At 73.9% G+C, this 22,395-nt stretch carries 20 protein-coding genes and 1 tRNA gene; 19 read left to right on the forward strand and 2 right to left on the reverse strand.

Annotation, left to right across the window (positions count from 1 at the left end; all coding sequences use genetic code 11):
* Nucleotides 1-66: 66 nt before the first annotated feature.
* From NL142_RS04785 to NL142_RS04860, 16 genes are all read left to right on the forward strand, one after another.
* Nucleotides 67-1,332 carry a TadA family conjugal transfer-associated ATPase gene (locus NL142_RS04785; protein WP_435081173.1) on the forward strand — a complete coding sequence of 422 codons (1,266 nt, stop codon included), beginning with the start codon at nucleotides 67-69 and terminating at the stop codon, nucleotides 1,330-1,332.
* Nucleotides 1,329-2,342 carry a type II secretion system F family protein gene (locus tag NL142_RS04790; protein WP_435081174.1) on the forward strand — a complete coding sequence of 338 codons (1,014 nt, stop codon included), beginning with the start codon at nucleotides 1,329-1,331 and terminating at the stop codon, nucleotides 2,340-2,342. Before NL142_RS04785 ends, NL142_RS04790 begins: the two co-directional genes overlap by 4 nt.
* Nucleotides 2,343-2,647: 305 nt before the next feature.
* Nucleotides 2,648-2,914: a DUF4244 domain-containing protein gene (locus NL142_RS04795; protein ID WP_255522707.1), complete on the forward strand. Its 267-nt coding sequence runs from the start codon at nucleotides 2,648-2,650 to the stop codon at nucleotides 2,912-2,914.
* Nucleotides 2,911-3,312 carry a TadE family type IV pilus minor pilin gene (locus NL142_RS04800; protein ID WP_194683120.1) on the forward strand — a complete coding sequence of 134 codons (402 nt, stop codon included), beginning with the start codon at nucleotides 2,911-2,913 and terminating at the stop codon, nucleotides 3,310-3,312. The genes NL142_RS04795 and NL142_RS04800 overlap by 4 nt, the downstream gene beginning before the upstream one ends.
* Entirely contained in the window at nucleotides 3,302-3,661 is a 360-nt protein-coding gene (locus NL142_RS04805) for an Rv3654c family TadE-like protein (protein ID WP_194683119.1), read from the forward strand. The genes NL142_RS04800 and NL142_RS04805 overlap by 11 nt, the downstream gene beginning before the upstream one ends.
* Before the next feature lie 341 nt (nucleotides 3,662-4,002).
* On the forward strand, nucleotides 4,003-6,942 hold the full coding sequence (gene topA, locus NL142_RS04810; protein ID WP_435081175.1) for a type I DNA topoisomerase: 2,940 nt from the start codon (nucleotides 4,003-4,005) through the stop codon (nucleotides 6,940-6,942).
* The gene (gene tmk / locus NL142_RS04815) at nucleotides 6,939-7,574 is read left to right on the forward strand and encodes a dTMP kinase (RefSeq protein ID WP_194683117.1); all 636 of its coding nucleotides are present in this window, start codon (nucleotides 6,939-6,941) and stop codon (nucleotides 7,572-7,574) included. The genes topA and tmk overlap by 4 nt, the downstream gene beginning before the upstream one ends.
* The gene (locus tag NL142_RS04820) at nucleotides 7,571-8,815 is read left to right on the forward strand and encodes a DNA polymerase III subunit delta' (RefSeq protein ID WP_435081176.1); all 1,245 of its coding nucleotides are present in this window, start codon (nucleotides 7,571-7,573) and stop codon (nucleotides 8,813-8,815) included. Before tmk ends, NL142_RS04820 begins: the two co-directional genes overlap by 4 nt.
* The gene (locus NL142_RS04825; protein ID WP_435081177.1) at nucleotides 8,812-10,389 is read left to right on the forward strand and encodes an alpha/beta hydrolase; all 1,578 of its coding nucleotides are present in this window, start codon (nucleotides 8,812-8,814) and stop codon (nucleotides 10,387-10,389) included. Before NL142_RS04820 ends, NL142_RS04825 begins: the two co-directional genes overlap by 4 nt.
* A gap of 119 nt (nucleotides 10,390-10,508) precedes the next feature.
* A tRNA-Thr gene (locus NL142_RS04830) sits at nucleotides 10,509-10,584 on the forward strand.
* 140 nt (nucleotides 10,585-10,724) lie between these two features.
* Nucleotides 10,725-12,230, forward strand: coding sequence for a D-alanyl-D-alanine carboxypeptidase/D-alanyl-D-alanine endopeptidase (gene dacB / locus NL142_RS04835; protein ID WP_435081178.1), 1,506 nt, complete (start codon nucleotides 10,725-10,727; stop codon nucleotides 12,228-12,230).
* Between the two features lie 64 nt (nucleotides 12,231-12,294).
* Nucleotides 12,295-12,885: an isochorismatase family protein gene (locus tag NL142_RS04840; RefSeq protein WP_435081179.1), complete on the forward strand. Its 591-nt coding sequence runs from the start codon at nucleotides 12,295-12,297 to the stop codon at nucleotides 12,883-12,885.
* Between the two features lie 112 nt (nucleotides 12,886-12,997).
* Nucleotides 12,998-14,473 carry an NAD-dependent succinate-semialdehyde dehydrogenase gene (locus tag NL142_RS04845; RefSeq protein WP_435081180.1) on the forward strand — a complete coding sequence of 492 codons (1,476 nt, stop codon included), beginning with the start codon at nucleotides 12,998-13,000 and terminating at the stop codon, nucleotides 14,471-14,473.
* Nucleotides 14,473-15,273, forward strand: a complete 801-nt coding sequence (locus NL142_RS04850; RefSeq protein WP_435081181.1) for a TrmH family RNA methyltransferase — start codon at nucleotides 14,473-14,475, stop codon at nucleotides 15,271-15,273. The genes NL142_RS04845 and NL142_RS04850 overlap by 1 nt, the downstream gene beginning before the upstream one ends.
* A gap of 66 nt (nucleotides 15,274-15,339) precedes the next feature.
* Nucleotides 15,340-15,687, forward strand: a complete 348-nt coding sequence (locus tag NL142_RS04855; RefSeq protein WP_435081182.1) for a DUF2834 domain-containing protein — start codon at nucleotides 15,340-15,342, stop codon at nucleotides 15,685-15,687.
* Between the two features lie 143 nt (nucleotides 15,688-15,830).
* Nucleotides 15,831-16,199, forward strand: a complete 369-nt coding sequence (locus tag NL142_RS04860; RefSeq protein ID WP_079532177.1) for a DUF2834 domain-containing protein — start codon at nucleotides 15,831-15,833, stop codon at nucleotides 16,197-16,199.
* A gap of 73 nt (nucleotides 16,200-16,272) precedes the next feature.
* Here the strand turns inward: NL142_RS04860 and NL142_RS04865 are convergent, their stop codons facing one another.
* The gene (locus NL142_RS04865) at nucleotides 16,273-18,204 is read right to left on the reverse strand and encodes an ABC transporter ATP-binding protein (RefSeq protein ID WP_435081183.1); all 1,932 of its coding nucleotides are present in this window, start codon (nucleotides 18,202-18,204) and stop codon (nucleotides 16,273-16,275) included.
* 204 nt (nucleotides 18,205-18,408) lie between these two features.
* Between NL142_RS04865 and NL142_RS04870 the strand changes: the two genes are divergently transcribed.
* From NL142_RS04870 to NL142_RS04880, 3 genes are read left to right on the forward strand one after another with little or no spacing between them, the layout of a single operon-like run.
* Nucleotides 18,409-19,335 (forward strand): ABC transporter ATP-binding protein, encoded by a 927-nt coding sequence (locus tag NL142_RS04870; RefSeq protein ID WP_435081184.1) that lies wholly within the window; start codon nucleotides 18,409-18,411, stop codon nucleotides 19,333-19,335.
* Entirely contained in the window at nucleotides 19,332-20,165 is an 834-nt protein-coding gene (locus tag NL142_RS04875) for an ABC transporter permease (protein WP_435081185.1), read from the forward strand. Before NL142_RS04870 ends, NL142_RS04875 begins: the two co-directional genes overlap by 4 nt.
* On the forward strand, nucleotides 20,162-21,010 hold the full coding sequence (locus tag NL142_RS04880) for an ABC transporter permease (protein WP_435081186.1): 849 nt from the start codon (nucleotides 20,162-20,164) through the stop codon (nucleotides 21,008-21,010). Before NL142_RS04875 ends, NL142_RS04880 begins: the two co-directional genes overlap by 4 nt.
* Here NL142_RS04880 and NL142_RS04885 read toward each other — a convergent pair.
* A complete protein-coding gene (locus NL142_RS04885; protein ID WP_435081187.1) occupies nucleotides 20,973-22,334 on the reverse strand; it encodes an MFS transporter in 1,362 nt (453 codons plus the stop codon). The two genes, NL142_RS04880 and NL142_RS04885, sit on opposite strands and share 38 nt — an antisense overlap.
* Nucleotides 22,335-22,395 lie beyond the last annotated feature (61 nt).

The raw sequence follows: 22,395 nt of genomic DNA on the forward strand, positions 1-22,395 counted from the left end.
TGGCGACTCCTCACCGGCTCGTGCCCGCGCGTCAGGACGGCGAGCGGCCGCGCCTAGTGTCCGCGCATGATCGAGTGGCAGGCATCCGTCGTGGGTCGAGGCGTCCTCCCGAGGGAGGCGTCGCGGCACCGGTCAGCGGGCGGCGCGGGGCCGGGCGATCATCCGCTCGTCGTCGCCCCCGCGGCCTTCGTCCCACGGCCCCGGTCGCCGGGCGTCGCTGGTCGGGGCGTCGCGTCGTCCGATGCCCGGGGCCCGGGGGTCGGCGGGGTCCTCCGTCTCCCGGCGGACGGCGTCGTCGCCGAGCCCGCATCGCACCCGCCCCTGCGCCGGGTCCCGTCCGCGCTCGGTCCCCTCGCGCATCTGGCGCAGGACCCCCTGGCGACGGACGTGTTCGTCAACGGCGACGGCGAGGTCTGGGTCGACCGCGGATCCGGCCCCGAGCGCCGACCCGACGTCGACCTCGGCGGTGAGCCGTCCGTGCGGGCGCTGGCCGTGCGGCTGGCCGCGGAGGGCGGGCGGCATCTGGACGAGGCGGCGCCGTGCGTGGACGTGAGGCTGGGTGACGGGATGCGCATCCACGCGGTGCTGCCACCCGTGTCGACGCGCGGGACGCTGCTCTCCGTCCGGCTCCCCTCGCGGGCGAGGCCGACGCTCGACGCGCTCGACGCGGCGGGGGCGTTCCCGCCCGGATGCCGCGCTCTGCTCGAGGAGGCGGTGCGACGGCGCACGAACCTCCTGATCACCGGGGCCGGCGGCAGCGGGAAGACGACCTTGCTCGGCGCGCTGCTCGCCCGGGCGGATCCGCGGGAGCGCATCGTGCTCGTCGAGGACGTCGCCGAGCTGCGGGTGCGTCATGCGCACGTCGTGTCGCTCGAGGCCAGGCAGGCCAACATCGAGGGGGCCGGGGAGCTGTCCCTGCCGCGCCTGGTGCGGGAGGCGCTGAGGATGCGTCCGGACCGGCTGGTTGTGGGGGAGTGCCGGGGCAGCGAGATCAGGGACCTGCTCGGAGCGCTCAACACCGGGCACGACGGAGGCGCGGGCACCCTGCACGCCAACGGCGTCGCGGAAGTGCCGGCCCGGCTCGAGGCGCTGGGTGCGCTCGCGGGCATGGACGCGGTCACGACCGCACGCCAGGCGGTGAGCGCGATCGGCCTGGTCGTCCACCTCGCCCGGACGCCGCGGGGGCGCCGGGTGACCGCCGCCGGACGCCTCGCGACGGGCGACGACGGTCGCCTCCGCGTCGTGCCGGTGCGCTGGGATCCCGGCGCGGGTCCGGTGGCGCGGCCCGCGGTGGCGGCGCCGGCCTCGGATGCGCTCGGAGGTCGTGGATGATCCGGCGCGCGCACGCCGTCCGCCCGGGGCTGCGTGTCCGGCTGCGGGGCGGGGACGACGAGGCGGTCGTCGAGGAGGCCGAGGAGATCGCCGCGTTCGTGCGACGACTCGCGGTGCTGCTCGGCGCGGGGCTGCACCTCGAGCGCGCGTGGTCGCAGCTGGCGCCGCCGGGCGGGCGCGCCCGGCGCGGTGAGCGCGCAGTGCCGGCCCTGGTCCGTCACGTGGCCGCGGGCGCCGGATCGGCTCCCCTCGCCGACCGCGTCGTGCTGGCGGCCACCGCGTGCGAGGCGGCGGGCGGAGGCACCGCGGGTTCGTGGTCCGCGCTCGCCGCGGGGCTCGAGGTCGCGGATCGCACGGGAGCGCCGCTCGCGCGGTCCCTCGACCGGCTCGCCGGCTCCCTCGTCGACATCGCCCGGGTGCGCCGCGACGCGGGGACGGCGCTCGCCGGACCGGTGGCGACCAGCCGCACCGTGCTCCTCATGCCCGGCGCAGGCCTGCTCCTGGCGGCAGGGCTCGGGTTCGATCCGCTCCGCGTCCTCGTCACCACCGTGCCCGGGCTCGTGTGCCTCGTGGTGGGCTCCTCGCTCGTGGCGATCGGGTGGCGGTGGAACCGCCGCCTGGTGAGCCGGGCCCTTCCGCGGGAGCCGGCACCTGGGCTCGTCCTCGACCTGGTGGCGATGGCCATGTCAGGCGGGGCGTCCGTGCCTCGTGCGGTCGCGGTCGTCCGACGCGCGTGCGAGCGCGCCGGACTGCGCGCTGGCGACGACCTCGACGCCGTCGGGTCGGTCGTCGACGCGGCCGCCCGCTCCGGTGCTCCCGTGGCCGTGCTCCTCGGGAGCGAGGCGGAGCGGATCCGCAGGGACGCCGCTACATGGGCGGAGCGGGCGGCGGCGCGTCTGGCGGCGCGGCTCATGCTGCCGCTGGGCGTGTGCATCCTGCCGGCGTTCCTGGCGGTGGGCGTGGTGCCGATGCTGCTGGCCGTCGTGTCCTCAACACTCGGCCGCGGATGAGGGCATCCACCATCGCGGATCCCGCCACGGGCCGAGGTCGTCGGACGGGGCATGGTGGCGTCCCGGCCGATGGTCGGCAGGGACAGGACGGCGGGGATGGCCCGCCAGAGGGAGAGGACGAGGACATGGGACGAGTCGAGGAGCGGGCGCACCCGATCGACGTGCGCGGCGCGGAGGTCGCGGCAGCGCGGGGGCACGGATCCGGCATGACGGGAGCCGCGGTGGCGCCGGAGGGCCGCGCCGTATGGCCGCTGGCCGCGGCGGAGGCTGCGTCTGACGCTCCGTCGCGTCAATCGACGCGGGTGATGAGCTGCGCGGGCTCCTGCGGTGGGGAGGTGGTCGTGGCGGCCCCTAGGCTGGCGCCGTCGCGTTCCGCTCGTGTCGCTCGTGCGGTGCGGCGTGCGCTCCTCTGCCGTGCAGCGGGCGACGGGGGTGCGGCCACCGCCGAGTACGCCATCGCGACCATGGCAGCGGTGGCGTTCGCGGGCCTGCTCGTGGTCATCCTGCAGAGCGACGAGGTCCGCGGGATGCTCCTCGACCTCGTGCGGCGCGCGCTGACGTACGACCGGTGATCCCGTCCACCTCGGCGGAGGCAGTTCCGCACGGCGATCCGCGTGCCTGCCCGGTCGCGGATCGCGGGGCGGCGGCCGCGGAGCTGGCGGTCGTGCTGCCCGCGGTCGTGCTGGTCCTCGGGCTGTGCCTGGGCGCGGTGCAGACCGTCGGCCAGCAGGTCGTGCTGACATCCGCGGCGGAGGAGGCGGCACGGAGCATCGGACGCGGGGAGGACGCGGGCACTGCGGCGGCGCGCATCGACGGCGCGGCAGGGGGAGCGTCGATGGCGGTGGACCGGTCGGGTCACGCCGTCTGCGTCCGGCTCACGGCGCCCAGCCGCTTCGGGCCCGCTGGCGCTGCAGGGCTCCGCGTCTCGGCGCGGGGCTGCGCATGGCAGGAGGATCCGGGTGCCCCGTGACGGCGACGTCGGCTCGGGCACCGTGGTCGCTGTCGGCGTGCTCGGCGCGGTCACCGCGCTCGCGCTGGCCACGGTCGCCGTCTCATCCGTGCTGGTGGAGAGGGCGGCCGCGGCGGGCGCCGCGGACTCCGGGGCGCTCGCCGCGGCGGACGTCGCCGCGGGGTTCGCGGCCGGCTCTCCCTGCTCGGCGGCCGAGGAGGTCGTGGTCGCCGCGGGGGCGGCGCTCGCGGGCTGCGAGATCACGGGCACGACGGCGGTCGTGGTGGCAGAGCGTCGCGGTGGCCCGACGGGCCTCCAGGTCACGGCGCGCGCGAGAGCCGGTCAACCGCCGTCCCGGGCGTCGGGATGACCCGGGGCAGCCCGGTCGTCCGGGGCGTCCTCGCCCTCCTGGCGGAGCCGATGCGCGCTGGTCGAGAGCGTCTCGCGGGTGGCCCATGAGAGGGGTCGGGCCTCCGTCGAGCGTCCTCGTCCACGTCCGCGTGGGGCGCTCCTGCCCGGCCGATGCGCCGCCCGGACGCGGCGCATCCGGGAGGCGCCGCGATTAGGTGCCCGGTCGGTGCGCGTGTGTATGGTGTGCCTTGTCGGGGACCCCGCCGCACGTCGCCCCGGATCGGATCCGATCCGAGCGGGCACGCATCCCGGACACCGTGCCGGCCACCGGCCCCCATGAACGCATATATAAGGAGTCACGTGCCCGGCACGAAGAAGTTGGTCATCGTCGAGTCGCCGGCCAAGGCCAAGACGATCGCCCAGTACCTGGGCAGCGGCTACGAGGTGCAGGCCTCCGTCGGCCACATCCGCGACCTCATCGAGCCCAAGAACCTGCCGCCCGAGCTGAAGAAGGGCACGCTCGGCAAGTTCTCCGTCGACGTGGAGAACGGCTTCGAGCCCTACTACGTCGTCAGCGACCAGAAGAAGAAGACGGTCGCCGACCTCAAGCGGGCGCTCAAGGACGCCGACGAGCTCTTCCTCGCGACGGATGAGGACCGCGAGGGCGAGGCCATCGCGTGGCATCTGCTGCAGGTGCTGAAGCCGAAGGTGCCGGTCAAGCGCATGGTGTTCCACGAGATCACCAAGGAGGCCATCGAGCGGGCCCGCGACAGCACGCGCGACATCGACACGGCCCTCGTGGACGCGCAGGAGACGCGGCGCATCCTCGACCGCCTCTACGGCTACGAGGTGTCGCCCGTCCTCTGGCGCAAGGTGGGGCCCGGCCTGTCCGCGGGCCGCGTGCAGTCCGCCGCGACGCGGCTGGTCGTGGACCGCGAGCGCGAGCGGCTGGCCTTCGTCACCGCCTCGTACTGGGATCTGACGGCATCGCTCTCGCCGGTCGACCAGCAGCTGCCGTTCGACGCCCGCCTCGTCCGCATCGACGGTGCGCGCATCGCCACGGGCCGCGACTTCGATGACAAGGGCGCGCTCAAGAACGACTCGCGCCCGCTCGACGCGAGCAGCGCGGAAGCCCTCGCCGAGGCGCTCCGCGACCCGTCCGTGCCGCTGAAGGTGCAGAGCGTCGAGTCGAAGCCGTACACGCGTCGCCCCGCCGCGCCCTTCACCACGTCGACGCTGCAGCAGGAGGCGGCGCGCAAGCTCCGCTTCTCCGCGCGGCAGACCATGAGCGTCGCGCAGTCGCTCTACGAGAACGGCTACATCACCTACATGCGCACCGACTCGCCCTCGCTCTCGCAGCAGGCGATCAACGCGGCGCGCAAGCAGGCCGCGGAGCTCTACGGGCCCGAGACCGTGCCGGACAAGCCGCGCCTCTACGCGGGCAAGAGCAAGAACGCGCAGGAGGCCCACGAGGCCGTCCGCCCCGCCGGGGAGACCTTCCGCACGCCGCAGCAGCTCGCATCCACGCTGCGCGGCAACGACCACAAGCTCTACGACCTCATCTGGAAGCGCACCATCGCGTCGCAGATGGCCGACGCGAAGGGATCCACCGCTTCGGTCGTCATCGCCGCGGGCCCCACGTCCGCAGGCGAGGTCGCCGAGTTCGCCGCCTCGGGCACGGTCATCACGTTCCGCGGGTTCATGGCCGCGTACGAGGAGAGCCGTGACGAGGAGCGCCACGGTGCGGCCGAGCCGCGCGAGGCCAAGCTGCCCGACCTCAAGAAGGGCCAGGACCTGCGCCTCGTCGACGTCGACGCGAAGGGGCACGAGACCAGCCCGCCGCCGCGCTACACGGAGGCGAGCCTCGTCAAGACGCTCGAGGAGCTGGGGATCGGTCGTCCGTCGACCTACGCCGCCATCATCTCGACGATCGTCGACCGCGGCTACGTCACGCCGCGCGGCACGGCCCTCGTCCCGAACTGGATCGCCTTCTCGGTGGTGCGGCTGCTGGAGGAGTTCTTCACGGAGCTCGTGCAGTACGACTTCACCGCGGGCATGGAGGACGACCTCGACCGCATCGCGGAGGGCTCGGCCGAGCGCGTCGACTGGCTGAAGGGCTTCTACTACGGCAACGACGCGCACAAGGGGCTCCGCCCCACCATCGACAACCTCGGCGAGATCGACGCGAAGGAGATCAACTCGCTGCGCATCGCGGACGACATCACCCTGCGCATCGGCAAGTACGGCCCCTACCTGGAGGTCCACGAGGAGGGTGCCGCCGCGGACGCGACGCCCCGCCGCGTCAACCTGCCGGAGGACCTGGCGCCCGACGAGCTGACGGCGGCCAAGGCCCGCGAGCTCATCGACGCGCCGGTAGTCACCGACCGGGTCATCGGCATCAACCCCGAGAACGGCAAGCAGGTCGTGGCGAAGGACGGTCGTTACGGCCCGTACGTCACCGAGCTCGACCCCGAGCCCGAGGAGGCGCCCGCTGCCCCCGCTGGCGGTGTCGACCCGGCGACCGGCGAGGTGCTCGAGAGCGCGCCCGCGACCGCCGCGGCAGCACCCGCGAAGAAGGCGCCCGCCAAGAAGCCCGCGGCGAAGAAGGCGGCGGCCGTCAAGCCGCGCACCGCCTCCATCTTCAAGTCGATGGACCTCGCCACGGTCGACCTCGAGACGGCGCTGCGCCTGCTCGACCTCCCCCGGGTCGTGGGCGAGGATCCGGAGACGGCCACCCCCATCACCGCCCAGAACGGCAAGTACGGCCCGTACCTGAAGAAGGGCACGGACTCACGCTCGCTCACGAGCGAGGAGCAGATCTTCGAGATCGACCTCCCCGGTGCCCTCGAGGTCTTCGCGCAGCCCAAGTACGGCGCCCGTCGTCCGTCCAGCGCGCTGAAGGAGTTCGACGCGGATCCCGTGAGCGGCAAGGGCATCAAGGTGAAGGACGGGCGCTTCGGTCCGTACGTCACGGACGGCGAGACCAACGCGACCATCCCGAAGAGCGAGTCCGTCGAGGACATCGACTTCGACCGTGCGGTCGAGCTGCTCGCCGACAAGCGCGCCAAGGGGCCGACGAAGCCGAAGACCAAGGCCAAGGCTCCGGCCAAGGCGAAGGCCAAGGCACCCGCGAAGGCGAAGACGACGGCAGCGAAGTCCACCGCGGCGAAGACGACCACCGCGAAGACCGGCACCGCGAAGACGACCGCCGCGCGCTCGGCAGCCGCCACGAAGGCTGCGGCGACGAGGGCCGCCAACAAGGAGGCCGCTGCCGCGGCGACGGCGTCCGACGCGACGTGACCGGCGTCTTCATCACCCTGGAGGGCGGCGACGGCGTGGGGAAGTCCACGCAGTCGGCGCTCCTCCGGGGATGGCTGGAGGATGAGGGCCACGAGGTCGTCGTCACCCGCGAGCCCGGGGGCAGCGACCTCGGGGTGGAGATCCGCGAGATCGTGCTGCACCGTCGCGGCCACATCGCGCCGCGCGCCGAGGCGCTCCTGTACGCGGCCGACCGGGCGCACCACGTCGAGACGGTCGTCCGGCCTGCGCTCGAACGGGGCGCCGTGGTCCTGCAGGACCGCTACCTCGACTCGTCCGTCGCGTACCAGGGGGCGGGTCGCGTGCTGGACGCCGTCGAGATCCGCGAGCTGTCGCTCTGGGCCGCCCAGGGGCTCCTGCCCGACCTGACGGTGCTGCTCGACCTCGACCAGGCCGCCGCCCGCGTCCGCCTCGACGCGGCTCGCACGCGCTTCGACCGGCTCGAGGCCGAGCGCGCCGAGTTCCACGAGCGCGTGCGCCAGGCGTTCCTCGGTCTCGCCGACGCGGAGCCGGAGCGCTTCCTGGTCGTCGACGCCGCGCGCCCGCGCGAGGAGATCGCCGCGGAGATCCGGACCAGAGCGCATGCGCTGATCGCGGCGGGAGCGTCGGCGTGAGCGACGCGACGACGGACCGGGCGGCTGCCGCGCCGGCGGACGGCTCGTCCGCGAGCCCCGACGGGCGGGCGATCTGGGACGAGCTCACCGGCCAGTCCGAGGCGGTCGCGCTCCTCGCCGCGGCGAGCAGCCCGCGGGCCACGGCGCGTGACGCCGCCGGCACCGCGCTCGCGCACTCGTGGCTCATCACCGGGCCCCCCGGATCCGGCCGCTCGAACCTCGCCTACGCCTTCGCGACGGCGCTGCTCAGCGAAGGCACGCCGGAGGGCGACGCCGCGACCGCGCGCCAGGTCGCCGCCCGCAGCCACCCCGACCTCGGCGTGCTCGCGACCGAGCGGGTCATCATCGCCATCGACGAGGTGCGGGCGCTCGTCACGTCGTCGCAGTACTCGCCGTCGGTCGGCCGCTACCGCGTCATGGTCGTCGAGGACGCCGACCGGATGACCGAGCGCACGTCGAACCTCTTGCTGAAGGCGCTCGAGGAGCCGCCGGAGCGCACCATCTGGATCCTGTGCGCGCCCAGCGAGGCCGACCTGATCCCGACCATCCGCTCCCGCGTGCGCAGCGTCCGGCTGCGCATCCCGTCCGTCGAGGACGTGGCCGCGCTGATCCAGCGTCGGGACGGGGTCGACGCGGCCACGGCCACGCGTGCGGCCCGCGAGGCGCAGAGCCACATCGGCATGGCGCACCGGCTCGCCACCGACGCCGAGGCGCGCGAGCGCCGCAGCCGCACCTTGGAGCTCGCGCTCGGCATCCGCACGGTCGGCGACGCCGTCCGCGCCGCCGCCGCCATGCTCGAGCTCGCCGGCCAGGACGCCAAGGCCTTCACGGTGCAGCGCGACGCCGACGAGCGCGAGCGCGCGCTCCGGTCGCTCGGCGTGCAGGAGGGCGGATCCATCCCGCCGCAGCTGCGATCGCAGATCCGGCAGCTCGAGGAGGACCAGAAGCGGCGGGCCACGCGGAGCCTCCGCGACGGCATCGACCGGATCCTCGTCGACCTCATGTCCCTGCACCGCGACGTGCTCCTGCATCAGCTGGGCGCGGACCTGCCCCAGGTGAACGCGGCGATCGCCCCGCGGATCGCGGAGGCCGCGGAGGCCGGATCCGCGGCGGCGTCGCTCGCGGTCCTCGACGCGGTCGGGGTCGCGCGCCGCCGGATCGACGGCAACGTGTCGCCGGCGCTCGCCCTGGAGGCGATGCTCGTCTCCATCACACGCACGCGCACCACGGGTCGCGCATGACGCGCCGCAGGACGCAGGCGAGGGCCCGGCGTCGAGCGGGAGCGCTGGGCGCGGTCCTCCTCGCCGCCGCCGTGGCCCTCAGCGGCTGCGGCCTCATCCCCGTGCCCGAGCCGCGCAGCTCGACCTCGAGCCCCACGACGGAGGAGGTCGCGCCCGACCTGGCCCGCTACTACGAGCAGGCCCTCACGTGGTCCCCGTGCGAGGACGGCGCCCAGTGCGCGACCGCGACGGCTCCGCTCGACTGGTCGGCCCCGGATCCGGCCACCGACATCCAGCTCGCCCTCGTGCGGCACACCGCACGCGGCGCCGACGGTCCGCGCGGCTCGCTCTTCGTCAACCCCGGTGGTCCGGGTGCGTCCGGCGTCGACTTCGTGAAGGCCAGCGTCGACTACGCGGTCTCGCGCGACCTGCAGGACGCCTACGACATCGTCGGCTGGGACCCCCGCGGCGTCGGGGCCTCCACCGCCGTCGACTGCGTCGACGACACCCAGCTCGACTCGTTCCTCTACGGCGAGACCGAGGCGCCGCCCGGCACCGCAGCGCACGACGAGGAGCTGGTGCAGGCGTCGAAGTCGTTCGCGGAGTCCTGCGCCGCCCGGTCCGGCCCGCTGCTGCAGTTCATCGACACCCAGAGCACCGTGCACGACCTCGACATGCTGCGCGCCCTGGTGGGGGACAGGCAGCTGAACTACCTCGGCTACTCGTACGGCACGAGCATCGGCGCGCAGTACGCGCAGGACTTCCCTGCGCACGTCGGCCGGATGGTGCTGGACGGCGCGACGGACCCCTCCGCGAGCTCGTTCGACGTCGTGCTCGCGCAGACGACGGGATTCCGCACCTCGTTCGAGTCGTACATGGCTGCGTGCCTGGCGGTGCAGGGGTGCCCGTTCCGCGGATCCGTCGACGAGGGCGAGCAGATGGTCGCGAGCCTCCTCGATCGACTCGACCAGAGCCCGCTGCGCGCCCGCGACGGGCGGGAGCTCGACGGGCAGGTCATGCGCAGCGCCATCGACTCCGCGCTCTACAGCGAGCAGCAGTGGCCGGCGCTCACGACCGCGTTCACCGAGGCGCTCCGCGGCGAGTCCACCACCGCCTTCTCGCTCGCCGACTCCTACTTCGGCCGGAAGCCGGACGGCACCTACTCCGGCAACTTCTACGAGGCCTTCCTCGCGATCCAGTGCATCGACTACCCGGTGGAGCGGGATCCCGCGGTGCTCGTGACGGAGGCGGCGGAGTTCCGAGCCGCCGCCGGCGAGCTCGCGGATGACGACACCTCCCGCGACGGCGAGCCCGACCCGCTGTGCGGCAACTGGCCCTATCCCGCCCGGGACACCCCGGCGCCCGTGTCGGCGGAGGGCGCGGCGCCCATCGTCGTCGTCGGCACCACGGGCGATCCCGCGACGCCGTACACGTGGGCAGAGGCGCTCGCGGGCCAACTCGCCTCCGGCGTGCTCCTCACCTACGAGGGGGAGGGGCACATCGCCTACGACGAGCGGGATCCGTGCATCGTGTCCGCGGTGGACGGCTACCTGCTCGGCGGGGATCCGCCTGCCGCCGGCACGACCTGCGGCTGACGCGTCGAGGGCGGACCGGGGACGGGGCTGGGCGGGCGCGCGCTGCCGACGTGCGGGAGCGGCCTCCGGGATCCGGTATGCTCTCTACTCGTGCCTGGTACTCGTTGAGTCCGGGCCGGGCCGCCTTAGCTCAGTCGGTAGAGCATCTCACTCGTAATGAGAAGGTCGTCAGTTCGATTCTGACAGGCGGCTCCACCATCCCTCCCGCTCGTCGCGATCTCGCGCGAGAGCAGCGGAGCCGAGTCGCAGGTCCCCCACAGGGCCCTCTCCTCGCGTGCGTCCCGGGAGCCCCGGCGGCCGGACGGCCCATCGGGTGCGCCGTCTAACATGGCCCCATGCGATCCCCTGCCGACGGCCCCGACCGCGCGCGCGCCGACCGCACCGACCGGGACGCGCCCGCGTCCGGAGCCCGCATGCGCGACCGAGCCCGCACCCGCACCCGTGACCGCCGTCGCACCCGGTCCCTGACGGCCGCGGTCGCGGTGATCGCCCTGCTCGCCGCCGGCGCCGTGGGCGCGGGCGCTCTGACGGGTCGCGCGGGCAGCGCCTCGGCGAGCGTCGCCGCCACCGCCGACCCGACGCCCACCCCGAGCCCGACACCCACCGAGGCCCCGCCTCGTCCCGCGCCCGCCGACCAGGCAGCGCGCGACCTCCGCATGTGCTCCATCTCGTCCCTCGCGCAGGATCCGCGCCTCGCCACCTTCGAGGGCCAGGTCCGCGACGCGGCGACCGGACGCGTGCTGTTCGACCGGAACGGCAGCACCCCGGAGCGCACGGCGAGCGTCATGAAGGTCATCACCTCGGCCGCGGCCCTCGCGGCGCTCGGCCCCGACCGTCGCATCGCGACCACGGTGGTCCGCGGGTCCGAGCCCGGCACCGTCGTGCTCGTGGGCGGCGGGGATCCGACCCTGTCGCGCCTCACGTCCGGCAGCTCCGTCTACCCGGGGGCGCCGCGCCTCAGCGACCTCGCGCAGCAGGTGCGCACGGCCTGGGCAGCGGATCCCGCGACGGCCGGCACGCCCATCACCCGCATCGTGCTCGACACCTCGCTCTTCTCCGGCGATACGTGGATCCCGTCGTGGGCCGCCACCGAGCGCAAGGCCGGGTACTCCAGCTTCATGACGCCGCTGCAGCTCGACGCCGACCGCGCGGATCCCGCCGCCGTCGTCTCCGCCCGCAGCGAGGATCCGCTGGCGCGCGTCGGCAGCACGTTCCGCTCCATGCTGGGCGGGTCGGCCGAGGTCACGCAGGGCACGGCACCCGCCGGTGCGGCCGTGCTCGGCAAGGTCCAGTCGCAGCCGGTCTCCTCGCTCATCCAGACCGCGCTCATCAACTCCGACAACGTGCTCGCGGAGTCGCTCGCGCGGCTCGTGAGCATCCAGGTCGGGGCGGGGAACACGCAGCAGTCGCTGGCGACCGGGATCCCGAAGGCCCTGCAGGCGTACGGGCTCGACACCTCCACGCTCACCATCGTCGACGGCCAGGGCCTCAGTCCCGAGAACCGCGTCCCGCCTTCGCTCCTCGCGCAGCTGATGATCCAGGTGGACCAGCGCCAGCAGGCGCTCGGGTACCTGCACGACGGGCTCCCCGTCGCGGGCCGCACCGGCACCCTGGCGGGCCGGTTCACCGGCGACAGCGCCGTGGCCCGGGGACACATCGTGGCCAAGACCGGCTGGATCGACACCGGCTACACGCTCGCCGGCATCGTCGACGCGGCCGACGGCACGAAGCTGACCTTCGCCTTCTACGCCATCGGGAACGTGACGGGCGACGCGAAGATCGCCCTGGACGCGCTGGCCGCGGGCACGTACCGCTGCGGGGCGGACCTGGGGGACGAGTGACGCGCGGCCCGGTCCCGGGCGGCGGATCCACGGCACCGGGCCCGGCCCGGGGAAGGAGCGGCGCATGAGCCGTGCTCTGTTCATCATCGACGTGCAGAACGACTTCACGGAGGGCGGCGCGCTCGGCGTCGACGGCGGCGGCGACGTCGCGCGGGGGATCACCCGGCTCCTCGCCGCGGAGCCGTACCGCTACGACCACGTGCTGGCGTCGCGCGACTGGCACGAGGCGACGGGCGACAACGGCGGCCACTTCGCCGCGGCCGGCGTCGTCCCCGACTTCTCGACCACCTGGCCCGCGCACTGCGTGCAGGGGACGCCGGGCGCGGAGTACCACCCCGACCTCGACGTCACCGCCGTCGACTTCCACCTCCGCAAGGGACAGGGCGCGCCCGCCTACTCGATCTTCGAGGGCACGACGGAGGACGGCGTGCCGCTGGCGGACCTGCTGGCGCTGCACGAGATCACCGACATCGACGTCGTCGGCCTGGCGACCGACTACTGCGTGCTCGCCTCGGCGCTCGACGCGGTGCACCAGGGCAAGCGGGTGCGGATCCTCGCCGACCTCGTCGCGGGCGTGGCACCGGCCACGAGCGCCGCCGCCCTCGACCGCCTCCGCGACGCCGGGGCCGAGATCGTCGAGGGCACGGCCGACTAGACGGCCGGTGGCGCCACGGCACGCGACACCACGGCCGGCCGGCCGCACCACGGCCCGCGGCACCACGGCCACGAGCATCAGCACCGCACCGCACGGAAGAAGCGAGGACAGCATGAACGCATCCACCGAGACCGACCTCCTGTCGGGCACGCCCACCACCCTGCTCATCGGGGGCGAGCGGGTCGACGCCGAGGGCGGCGCGACGTTCGAGGTCCGGGATCCCGCGACCGACGCCGTCATCGCGCGGGTGGCCGACGCGAGCCCCGCGGACGGCGCACGTGCCCTCGACGCGGCGGTCGACGCGCAGGCGGCGTGGGCGGCGACCGCGCCGCGCGCCCGGGGCGAGATCCTCCGCCGCGCGTTCGACCTGCTCCAGGAGCGCAAGGACGAGTTCGCGCTCCTCATGACGCTCGAGATGGGCAAGCCGCTGGCCGAGTCGCTCGGCGAGGTGACCTACGGCGGCGAGTTCCTCCGCTGGTTCTCCGAGGAGGCGGTGCGCATCACGGGCCGCTACGGCACGAACCCCGAGGGCACCGGCCGCATGATCGTGTCGCAGCACCCTGTCGGACCCGTGCTGCTCATCACGCCCTGGAACTTCCCGCTCGCGATGGCGACCCGCAAGATCGCGCCGGCGCTCGCCGCGGGCTGCACCGTCGTGATCAAGCCGGCCGACCTCACGCCGCTCACCACTCTCCGCTTCGCCGAGCTGCTGGCGGAGGCGGGGCTGCCCGCGGGCGTCCTCGACGTGATCCCCACCACCCGCGCCGCCGACGTCACCGGCCCGCTCATCGCCGACCCGCGGCTGCGCAAGCTGAGCTTCACCGGATCCACGCCCGTCGGCCGCCAGCTCGGCGCGCAGGCCGCGCAGAACGTGCTGCGCGTCTCGCTCGAGCTCGGGGGCAACGCGCCCTTCGTGGTCTTCGCCGACGCCGACATCGACAAGGCGGTGGACGGCGCCATGGCGGCGAAGTTCCGCAACGTCGGGCAGGCGTGCACGGCGGCGAACCGCTTCATCGTGGAGGCGTCGATCGCGGAGACCTTCGCCGACCGGCTGCAGGAGCGCATCGACCGGATGCGCATCGGCCGCGGCACCGAGGACGGCGTCACGGTCGGCCCGCTCATCGACGGCCGCGCCGTCGACAAGGCCGACCGGCTCGTGCGCGACGCGGTCGAGCGCGGCGCCTCCGTGCGCGCGGGCGGCGAGCCGCAGGAGGGCGCCGGCCACTTCTACCCGCCGACCCTCATCACGGGCGTCGCCGAGGGCAGCGACATCCTGCGCGAGGAGATCTTCGGGCCGGTAGTCGCGATCGTGCCCTTCGACGACGAGGACGACGCGGTGCGCCTCGCCAACGACACCGAGTTCGGCCTCGTCTCGTACGTCTTCACCCGCGACCTCGCGCGCGGCCAGCGCATGATCGAGCGGCTCGAGACGGGCATGACGGGCCTCAACATGGGCGTCATCTCCAACGCCGCGGCGCCGTTCGGCGGCGTGAAGCAGTCGGGGCTCGGCCGGGAGGGCGGGCTCGAGGGGATCCACGAGTACCTGAACACGAAGTACACGCTCACGCCCGACCCGTTCGCCTCGTAGTGGCGCACGTCGTCCCGATCGACGACCTCGCGGATCCGCGGCTCGCCGACTACAGCCACCGCACCGACGTCGCGCTCCGCAAGGCGGAGGGCGCGGGCCACGGGATCTACCTGGCGGAATCCGCGCTGGTGCTCGAGCGGGCGCTGAAGGCCGGGCACGCGCCGCGGTCGGTGCTCGCGCTCGGCGGCACGGTCGACGAGGCGCTCGCGCTGGTCGGCGACCGGGACGTGCCGGTGTTCACCGGGCCAGGCGAGCTGCTCGCGGAGCTCACCGGCTACGTGCTGCACCGCGGCGTCGTCGCGTCGCTCGACCGGCCGGCGCTGCCCTCGGTCGCGTCGCTGCTCGAGGACGCGCGGCGGGTGGTGGTGCTCGAGGACATCGTGGATCCCACGAACGTCGGCGCGATCTTCCGCTCGGTCGGGGCCATCGGGGCGGATGCGGTCCTCGTCACGCCGCGCTGCACGGATCCGTTCTACCGCCGCGCCATCCGCGTCAGCATGGGCACCGTGCTGCAGGTGCCGTGGACGCGCACGGGGGAGTGGCCGGAGACGCGGGCCACCCTCGCGGACGCCGGCTTCCACGTCGCGGCCCTGGCGCTGACCCCCGGCGCGGTGTCGATCCGGGACTTCCGGGCCGAGGAGCACGAGCGGCTCGCCATCGTGCTCGGGTCGGAGGGGCCCGGGCTGTCCGCGGAGGCGATCGACTCGGCGGACACCGTCGTGCGGATCCCCATGGCGCACGGGATCGACTCGCTCAACGTGGCGGCGGCCAGCGCGGTCGCGCTCTACGCGCTGACCTGACGCCGCCAGCGGCGACACGACACTGCCGCTATCCTCATGGAGCCGCACCGACCTGAGGAGACCGACATGACCTACCGCTGGCGCCGTCCCACCCCGCTCGCCTACGCCTACCTCGTGCTCGCGCTGGCCGGCGTCGTGGTGACGTGGACCTACAACATCGCCGCCATCACGTCCGGACGCGACTACCTGGGCGACTGGTTCGGCAGCGGCCCGTCGGTGTCCTCGCTCACGGCCGACGTGCTCATCGCCGCGATCGCTGCCGTCGTGCTCATCCTCGTGGAGGGGCGACGCCTCGGCATCCGGTTCGCGTGGGTCTTCGTGGTGCTCATCCCGTTCGTCGCGCTCGCGTTCGCCCTCCCGCTGTTCCTCGGCGTGCGCGAGATGCGGGTGCGCACGGAGGCGTCGCCCGGCTGATCGCCGCGGGCAGCGCGGACGCGTCTCTCCTCGAGCGCGCAGCACGCAGCGCGCAGCACGCCGCCCCGCGACCGATTCCGCCCCGCTCGCGCGCACCGTCTGGCCACCGCATAGCCTGGCCTCACCGATGAGATGGGGTCCCCATGAGCACGCGTCCCGCACGCCGGCGCCCCACGCGCCTCGCCGTCGTCTACCTGGTGCTCGCGGCAGCCGGCCTCGTGCTCACGTGGTCGGCGAACATCCGCGTGGTCACGGAGGGCCGCGACTTCCTCGCCGACCTGTCCGCCGGCGGTCCGTCGGTCTCGTCGCTCTCGTGGGACCTGCTGATCGCCGCGGTCGCGAGCGTCGTCTTCATCGTCGTCGAGGGGCGCAGGCTCCGGATGCGGCGGGTCTGGATCTACGTGCTGCTCGCCCCGCTCGTCGCGTTCGCGGTCGCCCTGCCGGTGTTCCTCGCGGCGCGGGAGATGCACCTGAGCGCGCCGGAGCGGGCGGAGCCGACGCCGCCGGTCTGAGCGCCGCCACGCGCGCAGAGCGGCACCGCGCATCCGCCGCGCCGTGGCCGGCCGAGGGCGCCGTGGGCGCCCGCTAGACGAGCAGCTGGTGCTTCGCGAGGTCGCGGTAGAGCGGCGTCGAGACGACGAGCTCGGCGTGCGTGCCGGTGCCGACGACGCGGCCCTTCTCGACGACGACGATGAGGTCGCTGTCGACGACGGTCGAGAGCCGGTGGGCGATCACGATGAGGGTGCGGTGCTCGGCGACGGCGTCGATCGCCTTCCGGAGCAGCTGCTCGTTGAGGCCGTCGAGGCTGGACGTCGACTCGTCGAGCAGCAGGATCGGGGGAGCCGAGAGCAGCGTGCGCGCGATCGCGAGGCGCTGGCGCTCGCCGCCCGAGAGCATGATCCCGTCCTCGCCGACGGGCGCGTCGAGGCCGAGCTCGTTGCGCGCGAGCACCTCGGTGAGGTTGACGGCGTGCAGCACCTGGATGCAGTCCTCGTCCGTCGCGTCGAACGCGGTGAGCGTGAGGTTCTCGCGGAGCGTGCCGGCGAGCACGGGGGCGTCCTGCTCGACGTAGCCGATCTGGCGGCGGAGGTCCTCGCGGTCGAGCGTGCGGATGTCGCGCCCGCCGACGCGCACGACGCCGGAGGTCGGGTCGTAGAAGCGCTCGATGAGGGCGAGGATCGTGCTCTTGCCGGCGCCGGAGGGGCCGACCAGCGCGATCCGCGTGCCCCGCTCGGCGCGGAAGCTGATGCCCTGGAGGACGCCGCCGCCCGTGCGGTCGGCGCCGGGTGCGGCGTCCGCGGCGTCGGCCGGGGATGCGGGTGCCTCGGTCGTCGCGGCACCGTCCGCGACCACGTCAGCTTCCGCCGACACCGGGTACGCGAACCGCACGTCCACGAGCTCGACGGCGGCTGCGTCGGTGCGGTCGTCCGCCGCGGGCGCGTCGTCGCGGAGGCGTCCGGCGAGGTCGGCGTCGCCGTCGGTCTCCACGGGCAGCTTCACGATCTCCTGGATCCGGCCGAGCGCGCCGAGCGCCTGGTTGACCGCGGTCACGGCGCCGAAGGCCTGGCCGAGCGGCATGATCATGAGGAAGAGGAACAGGATGAAGGCCACGAGGTCGCCGACCGTGATGGCCCCGGCCGCGACGCGGTAGCCGCCCACCCCCACCACCACGAGGAACGACGCCTGCAGCGCGATGCCGGCGATGGGAACGACCACCGCGGACGCCTTGGCGACCTTGATGCCCATCTCCCACGCGCCCTCGGCGTCGGTCTCGATGGCGCGGATCTCGCGATCGGTGGCGTTGCTGGCGCGGACCGTGCGGATCGCGCCGATGGCCCGCTCGACGCTCGCGGCCAGGTCGCCGACCTTGCGCTGCGCGCGCTGGCTGGCGACGCGGATGCGGCCGGACAGTCCCACGACCGCGACGACCGAGACGGCGACGACGAGCACGGTGAGGCTGAGGAGCACGGGATCGATGATGAGCATCGCGATGATGGCGCCGAGGAACGTGACGGCGCCGCCGATCGCCTCGACGAGGCCCTGCGTGAGCACGGCGCGCAGGAGCGTGGTGTCGCTTCCGACGCGCGAGACGAGGTCGCCCGTGCGGCGCGTGTCGAACTCGGAGATGGGGAGGCGGAGGATCCGACGCACGAGCGTGCGGCGCGACGAGAGCACGATGCCCTCGCCCATCCGCTGCAGCAGGTAGTGCTGGTAGCCGGAGAGCACGCCGGACACGACGACCAGGCCGACGAGCGCCCAGACGAGGACGCCCAGCTGGCCGCCCTCCTGCACGACGCCGACGACGCGCTGCACGAGGAGCGGCTGGCCGAGGCTCGCGGCCGCGCCGAGCACGCTCAGCACCACGACGAACGCCATGAGCCCGCGCTGCTCGAGGATGTACGGCAGCAGCTCCGAGAAGCGGGCGCGGGGGCCGTCGTCGGCGGAGTCGCGGCGGGCGAACGGGTTGCGGGAGCGGGCGCGCGGGGCGGCGGCGGTCTCGGGACGGGCGGTGCTCATGCGGGTTCTCCCGGGTGGTGGGTGCGATCGTCATGCGGCGCGCGGCCAGCCGAGTGGACGGCCGGCGAGTGATCGGGCGTCCGACGAGCGGAGCATCGCGAGTGTCGCATCGCCGTGGCGACTCTACGCGTCAGCCGCCGCGCATCCGCCCGGAGAGATTCAGCTCATGGAGAAAACCCCCGGCCATCCCTAGGCTGTGGACTCGTGCCCACCCCCGTCATCACCGCCGACCGCCTCGTGAAGAATTACGGCGACCACGTCGCCGTCGACGGCCTCTCCTTCGAGGTCGCGCCCGGCGAGTCCTTCGGGCTGCTCGGCCCGAACGGCGCGGGCAAGTCCACGACCATGCGCATGATCGGCGCGGTCTCCTCGCGCACGGGCGGCACCCTCGACATCCTCGGACTGGATCCCGACACGCACGGGCCCGAGATCCGCTCGCAGCTGGGCGTCGTGCCCCAGGCCGACAACCTCGACCTGGAGCTCAAGGCGCGCGACAACCTCATCGTCTACGGCCGCTACTTCGGGCTGCCGCGCAAGCATGTCGCGGCCCGCGCCGACGAGCTGCTCGAGTTCGCGCAGCTGAGCGACCGCGCGAACGCGAAGGTCGACGACCTGTCCGGCGGCATGAAGCGGCGCCTCACGATCGCGCGCGCCCTCATCAGCGACCCGAGGATCCTGCTGCTCGACGAGCCGACCACGGGCCTCGACCCGCAGGCCCGCCACATCCTCTGGGATCGCCTGTTCCGCCTCAAGGAGCAGGGCACGACGCTCGTGCTCACCACGCACTACATGGACGAGGCCGAGCAGCTCTGCGACCGGATCGTCGTGGTCGACGAGGGCCGCATCATGGCGGAGGGGTCGCCCGCGTCCCTCATCCGCGACCACTCGAGCCGCGAGGTGCTCGAGGTGCGCTTCGGGTCCGACCGCAACGAGTCCGCATCCCGCGAGATCGCCGGCTACGGCGACCGCGTGGAGGTGCTGCCCGACCGCGTGCTCGTCTACGCGTCCGACGGCGAGGTCGTGCTCAGCCGGATCCTCGAGCAGGGCCTGGAGCCCATCACCACGCTCGTGCGCCGATCCAGCCTCGAGGACGTCTTCCTCCGCCTCACGGGACGGAGCCTGGTCGAGTGAGCGCCGTCGACACCCGGCAGGCCGCGGTCGCCGGCGGCGTCCGCCCGCGTCGCTTCGGCGCCTGGTACGCGGCGGAGCACCGGCTGCTCGGGATCCGCGCCTACCTCGGCACCGCGCTCGCGACCGGCATCGGGAGCCCCTACGTCTACCTCTACGCGCTCGGCGTGGGCCTCGCGACGGTCGTCGACCGCGGCACGGACGCGAACCAGGCGCTCGGCGTCAGCTTCCTCGTGTTCGTGGCGCCCGCGCTCCTCGCGACCAGCGCCATGACGGTCGCGAGCGAGGAGTTCAGCTTCCCGATCTTCGGCGGGTTCAAGTGGAACCCCGTGTTCCAGGCGATGAACGCGTCGCCGCTCACGCCGGCCCAGATCATCGACGGCCAGGTCATCGGCGTCGCGATCCGCATGGCGCCCACGTGCATCGCCTACTTCGCGTTCATGCTCCTGTTCGGCGCGGTGCCGCTCGGCACGGGCTTCCTCGCGATCGGCGCCGCCGTCCTCACGGGCATGGCGATCGGCGTGATGCTCATGGCCTACGTCGCGACCCTCACGCAGGACAGCGGGCAGATCGCGATGGTGATGCGCTTCGTCATCACGCCGCTGTCGCTGTTCTCGGGCACGTTCTTCCCGCTCACGCAGTTCCCGGTCTGGCTGCAGTGGATCGGCTGGATCTCGCCGCTCTGGCACGGCACCGAGCTCGGCCGGGTCGCGACCTACGGCATGCAGGAGCCGCTCTGGCTCACGGTCGTCCACGTCGCCTACCTGCTGCTCTGGCTCGCGGTCGGCTGGACGCTGTCGCGCCGCGTCGCGACGAGGAGGCTGCGCGCATGACCGGATCCACCGCACCCGCCAGCGCCACCGCGCCCGCGCCCGCCGCGCGTCGCAGCCGTGGCGGCCCCCGATCGCTCTACGCCGGCAACGCCCGCTCGGTCCTGTCCCGCGGCCTCCTCGCCACCCGCAGCACCAACTGGACCGTCGTCCTCTCCGGCTTCTTCGAGCCGGTCTTCTACCTGCTCGCGATGGGGATCGGCCTCGGCTCGCTAGTGGGCGACGTGACCACGAGCACCGGCCAGCCCGTGCCGTACGCCGCCTACATCGCGCCCGCGCTCCTCGCGGTCTCCGCCATGAACGGCGCCGTGTACGACTCCACCTGGAACGTCTTCTTCAAGATGAACCACTCGAAGCTGTACCAGGGCATGCTCGCGACCTCGCTCGGGCCGCTCGACGTGGCCTTCGGCGAGATCGGCCTGGCGCTGCTGCGCGGCGTCGTCTACTCGTCGGGCTTCCTCGTCGTGATGCAGGTGCTCGGCCTCAACCTGTCGTGGTGGGCGATCCTCGCTCTGCCGTCCGTGGTGCTCATCGCGCTGGCGTTCGCGAGCTTCGGCATGGCTGTGACGAGCTACATGAAGACGTTCCAGCAGATGGACTGGATCAACTTCGTCCTGCTGCCGATGTTCCTGTTCTCCGCGACCTTCTACCCGCTGTCGGTGTACCCGGAGTGGGTCCAGACGGTGATCCAGGCGCTGCCGCTCTGGCACGCGGTGGAGCTCGTGCGCGGGTTCACGACGGGCGCGCTCTCGTTCGCGGTCGTCGGCCACGTGCTCTACTTCGCCGTCATGACGGCCATCGGCCTGGTCTTCACGACGCGGCGGCTGCGGATCCTCTTCCTCGACTGAGGCCGCCCGCGACGAGCGCGAGGCCGGCGGAGCCCATGACGGCGGCGGCCGTGGCGACCGCCACCGGGTAGGCGGACGGCTGCGCGGACGGCGGCAGGAGGGCGAGCACCTGCGCCGTCACGACCGTGGCCAGCAGCGACGACGCGGCCAGCACCGTGGACGTGAGCGACGAGACCCGGCCCATGGTCCCGACGGGTGCCTCCGCCTGGAGGATCGGGCCCTGGGAGACGAGGAAGACCGCGAACACGAGGCCCGCGATACCCATGAGGATCGCCGCGGGCAGGAACGCGCGCACGGTCGAGTACGCGGCGTAGGTCGCGCCGAGCGCGACGAGCGCGGCCGGGACCGCGCGCTCGGGGCGGATGAGGGTGACGACCGCGGGCGCCGTCAGGGCGCCGACGAGGCCGCCGACCGCGAACATCGCCGTGACCACGCCGTACTCCGCCGCCGTCAGGCCCATCGTGGTGAGGGCGAGGAGGGCGAGGGTCGCGTTGTTGACGCCGAGGGTCACGCCGTAGGCGGCGAGGCCGGCCACGAGGACCCGGAGGCGCGGCGAGGCCCGCACGATGCGGACCCCGGCGGCGAGCTCGGCGCGGAAGCGGACTCCCGCGGAGGCGACCGTGCCGTGCCCGTGCCCGTGCCCGTGCCCGTGCCCGCCGCCATCCGCGTCCGGCGACCCGGTGTCGGCGGCCGTGGCCCCTCGCTCGCGCACCGCGAGCACCAGCGCCGCCGACGCGAGGAACGACACGGCGTCCATCACGAGCGCGGGTTCCGGCCCGAGCAGCGCGTAGACGGCCGGGCCGGTCAGCCCGGAGAGGATCCCGACGCCCGTGCTCGCGAGCAGCGAGCGTCCCGCGGCGGCGGCGCGGCGATCCGCCGGGACGACGACCTGCACGAGCGCGGCGCGCGCCGGGTCGAAGAGCTGCGACACGCAGCCGATGACCAGCTGCGTCGTGATCACGGCGGCGATCACCAGGGGCGTCGGACCGGTGACGGCGATCACCATGAGCGGCACGAGCAGGGCGGCGCGCGCGAGGTCGGCCGAGATCATCACGCGGCGGGCGGGCCAGCGGTCGACGAGCACGCCCGCGATCGGCGCGAGCACGAGGCGGGGGAGGCTCGTCGCGCCGATGACCGCGCCGATGTAGAGCGGCAGGGCCGGGTCGCCGGGGGCGAGGCCCGTGGCGAGCCAGACGGTCACTGTCGCCGCCAGCACGTACTCGCCGAAGGCGGAGAGCGCCTGCGCCAGCCAGATGAGCGTGAACGAGCGGGAGATCAGGAGCGGAGGTCGCGGGTCGCGCGCGCGGCGGTCGGGGTCGGGCACGGGCGGCCTCCGATCGGTCGTCTCCTCCCCACGGTAGCGGCAGGCGCGGCGGTGCCCGGGC

This window comes from Clavibacter quasicaliforniensis, from assembly GCF_051201715.1.
GTDB classification, from domain to species: Bacteria; Actinomycetota; Actinomycetes; order Actinomycetales; family Microbacteriaceae; genus Clavibacter; species Clavibacter seminis.